The sequence below is a fragment of the Microcystis sp. LE19-41.2A genome, from assembly GCF_027530405.1.
Taxonomy (GTDB): Bacteria; Cyanobacteriota; Cyanobacteriia; order Cyanobacteriales; family Microcystaceae; genus Microcystis; species Microcystis aeruginosa.
Genome location: NZ_JAPZQJ010000147.1, coordinates 1 through 4,031 on the forward strand (window position 1 = coordinate 1; position 4,031 = coordinate 4,031).

Consider the following 4,031-nt stretch of genomic DNA (forward strand, 5'->3'; position numbering starts at 1 on the left):
ACTCAATTGTCTATCTTTTGGTATTAACCTGTTTGTGCCTTAAGTCCTTCCCTGTATGGATTTCAGCTACTTTTGAGCGTAGGCGCTCTCATCGAATTTTATTTTAAGTTAATTATTTGCATAACAATTCCCGAAGAGCCATAACTTAAGAGTTGACATAGCAAATATTAAAGGAGAATTAACAGGCGTGAATAAACGACTAGATAACTTGGAATTTACTAATCGAACCATCTTTGTTGCTATTGTTACTGCACTAATGGCAGGATTAGTTAAGTTATTTTTACCAAACCTTCCTACTAATCCTTAACTGTGATTCAAAAAGAAAACGGGTTTTTTGAAAAAACCCGTTTTCTGAATCTGAAATCGAATTCAAAATAGGAAATAGCGTTGGGCCATAGGTAAAACCGTAGCGGGTTCACAGATTAATAATTCCCCGTCAGCACGCACCTCGTAGGTTTCGGGATTAACTTCCATGCGCGGTAAAGCGTCATTAAGCTTCATACTAGCCTTACTGATATTGCGCGTATTCGACACTGCCACGGCGGTTTTTTTCAGCTTTAACTTCTCAGGAATGCCCGCTTTCATAGCATATTTAGAAACAAATGTCAAGGAAGTTTTGGCGATCGCACCACCAAAAGAGGCAAACATGGGACGCATATAAACCGGTTGGGGTGTGGGAATACTGGCATTAGCATCGCCCATTTGCGCCCAGGCGATTAAACCGCCTTTCAGGACAATTTCCGGTTTTACGCCAAAAAATGCCGGTTTCCAGAGAACTAAATCGGCTAATTTGCCCACCTCGATGGAACCGACATAATCGGATATACCATGGGTAATAGCAGGATTAATCGTATATTTAGCAATATATCGTCTTGCCCGCAGATTATCATTCTCTCCCGTTTCCCCGGTCAGTCTGCCTCGTTGTACCCGCATTTTGTGGGCAGTTTGCCAAGTGCGGATAATTACTTCTCCCACCCGTCCCATCGCTTGAGAATCGGAGGAAATGATGCTAAAAGCCCCTAAATCGTGGAGAATATCCTCGGCGGCAATAGTTTCGCGGCGGATGCGGGATTCAGCAAAAGCCACATCTTCGGGAATACTCCGGTCTAAATGATGACAAACCATCAACATATCGAGGTGTTCCTCTAAGGTATTCGTCGTATAGGGACGCGTGGGATTAGTAGAGGAGGGTAAAACGTTCATTTCCCCGCAAACCCTGATAATATCGGGAGCATGACCACCGCCGGCCCCTTCCGTGTGGTAGGTGTGAATGACGCGATTTTTAAAAGCGGCGATAGTGGCCTCGACAAAACCGGCCTCATTGAGAGTATCCGTATGAATCGCCACCTGCACATCGTACTTATCGGCCACGCTTAAACAGGTATCAATGGCTGCCGGAGTGGTTCCCCAATCTTCATGGAGTTTTAAGCCAATTACCCCCGCTTTTACCTGTTCCGCTAGTCCTTCCGGCTGACTGCTATTGCCTTTACCCAAAAAACCCAAATTCATCGGGAAAGCTTCGGCCGCCTCTAGCATTCGATAGATGTTCCATTCTCCCGGGGTGCAGGTGGTGGCATTAGTTCCCGTCGCAGGTCCGGTCCCACCACCAATCATTGTGGTAATCCCCGACGCAATCGCTGTCTCAATTTGTTGGGGACAGATAAAATGAATATGGGCATCAATCCCCCCTGCTGTCAAAATCATCCCCTCCCCGGCTAATGCCTCGGTAGCAGGTCCGATGATAATATCGACATTATCTTGAATGTGGGGATTGCCCGCTTTACCGATTTTATAAATTTTGCCGTCTTTAATGCCCACATCGGCTTTAACGATGCCCCACCAGTCGAGAATTAGGGCATTAGTAATCACCAAATCCACCGCCCCATCTTCCCTAGAAATGGGGGATTGGCCCATCCCATCGCGAATTACTTTACCGCCGCCGAATTTTACCTCATCGCCGTAGGTGGTGAAATCTTTTTCGACTTCGATAAATAATTCCGTGTCTGCCAGGCGAACTTTATCTCCGACGGTGGGGCCGTAGGTTTCTGCATAGGTGCGGCGATCAATGCGATAATTCATAGGGGGAATTCTTGAAAATCGAGATCGATTATACGATCGATTTTCCGGCAATTATCGCTTTTTGGGGATTTTCTTCCATTTTTAATCTGGCTCGTTTTCGAGGATTTCTTTGGCTTTCAGTAAAGCTTGGTGATGTTCTTCGGTAACGGTGGGATATTTTAAACCAAGGGATTCCAGGGTGTGATAAATAACCGCCCCCACAGCTAAACGGGTAAACCATTTGCGATCAGCCGGGATAATATACCAGGGGGCCCATTCGGTACTGGTATGATTGAATACCTCCTCGTAGGCTTTCATGTAATCACCCCAAAAAGCTCTTTCTTTGACATCATTTTCAGAAAACTTCCAGTTTTTTTCAGGGCGATCAATTCTTTCCAAAAATCGTTTTTTCTGTTCTCCTTTAGAAACATAGAGAAAGAATTTCAGGACAATAACCCCATTATTAACCAGATATTTTTCAAAATTATTAATCTCCTCAAAACGTCGCTGCCAAACTTTCTTGGTTCTGTCTTCCGGGGGAAGTTTTTGCCGTTCCAATAAATTTTGATGGACGCGCACGACTAATAATTCTTCGTAGTAAGAACGATTAAAAATACCGATACGACCCCGCTCCGGTAAGGCTTTATAATATCGCCAGAGATAATCGTGATCTAGTTCTTCGGCCGAGGGAACTTTAAAGCTAAATACCTGACAGCCTTGGGGATTTAAGCCCGACATAACGTGTCTAATCGTACCATCTTTACCCGCCGCATCCATCGCTTGTAGATTAATTAACAAGGCATAGGTATCCTGGGCATAGAGTTTATCTTGAAACTCGGCCATTTTTTCGATTCCCTGTTGCAGCAGCAGCGTGGCATCTTCTTTGGTGATATAGTCGGGCTTAAACCCAGGATCGTAGTCTTTGTGCAGAGAAATTTCTTTACCCGGTGGCACTATTAAGGATTGTAAAAATGCGTGGCGATCAATTTTGCTGACCATGCTCTTCTCCTTGATTGTTTTGACCCCTAAGATTACATTGTAGCACTTTTGCTCGGAAAATATCTAACCCTTGAACCGGCGAGTCAAGGATGAAGTGGCAAAAGTATATTTAAATAGCTGTCAGTCCCTAAGCAAAATTAATTACACATCTAAGCTGTCAACCGTTTATCAGTTATCGGTAGGAAAATAGAATATTAAGTGAGCAGTATTACAACAGTTATCTTAATGGTGAGGTGCGAAGTTTTCGTTTTGGGGAGTAGGTGGTCGATGTCAAAGTAGGTTACACTTTATCTTGATGAGAAACGCTGTAGATGTATTTTTACTTTAAAAAAAGGTTGATTGCATCAATAAGCTGCTTGAGTTGTTTAATCTTTTCAACTAGATGCAAATATATAAACTCATAATCTAGGAGACTAGCTATTTCTTCCACAGTCCTTTCGCTTTTATCATAGCTTCGTTGTATTAATTGATAAATACTGTCCAGCACTTGACTAGGATGTGGTATTTGTTCTACATCTAGGACATTTAGATCGAAACCTAAATTGTCTAGAATAAACTTAGATGTTAAACAACTATCTATTTTAGTCAGAAAACTGTATTCACCTAAAAACCAAGCTTCGATTTCCATAATCACTAAAATCATCGAAATGGGAATTCCCTTGTTCTGAAGTAAAGGTTTTAAAAATCCTTTAATGCCATTTTCTACCTTAGTTCTATTTTCTAGAGTTTCGGGATATAAATCTCGTAAACCTAAAATTTTTTCATAACCATTATTAGTTAGGGTCTGCTGAAAAAGTTTTTCCTGGGGGTAGGAGTCAGGAGTCAGGAGTCGGTCGTTTTAGGCTTTGTTGCCCTTGTTTTTTGTACCAAGCGATGTACTACAAGAAGGATAATGCAAGGTTTTTGAACGTCCCAATCCTATTTTCGCAGCATGAACATCGGACTTTAACAGGTCAAAAGCTTTATTTTAAAAG

3 protein-coding genes are annotated in these 4,031 nt (G+C 42.5%); all 3 read right to left on the reverse strand.

All coding sequences use genetic code 11. The features are described from left to right. Nucleotides 1-369: 369 nt before the first annotated feature. The 3 genes from ureC to O9290_RS06250 all read right to left on the reverse strand — a co-directional run bounded on the left by ureC (nt 370) and on the right by O9290_RS06250 (nt 3,685). A complete protein-coding gene (ureC, locus tag O9290_RS06240; RefSeq protein WP_287669281.1) occupies nt 370-2,079 on the reverse strand; it encodes an urease subunit alpha in 1,710 nt (569 codons plus the stop codon). Between the two features lie 81 nt (nt 2,080-2,160). Continuing rightward, entirely contained in the window at nt 2,161-3,057 is an 897-nt protein-coding gene (locus tag O9290_RS06245; protein WP_288058434.1) for a polyphosphate kinase 2 family protein, read from the reverse strand. Nucleotides 3,058-3,376: 319 nt separating this feature from the next. Continuing rightward, nucleotides 3,377-3,685, reverse strand: a complete 309-nt coding sequence (locus O9290_RS06250) for a hypothetical protein (RefSeq protein ID WP_288058433.1) — start codon at nt 3,683-3,685, stop codon at nt 3,377-3,379. Nucleotides 3,686-4,031 lie beyond the last annotated feature (346 nt).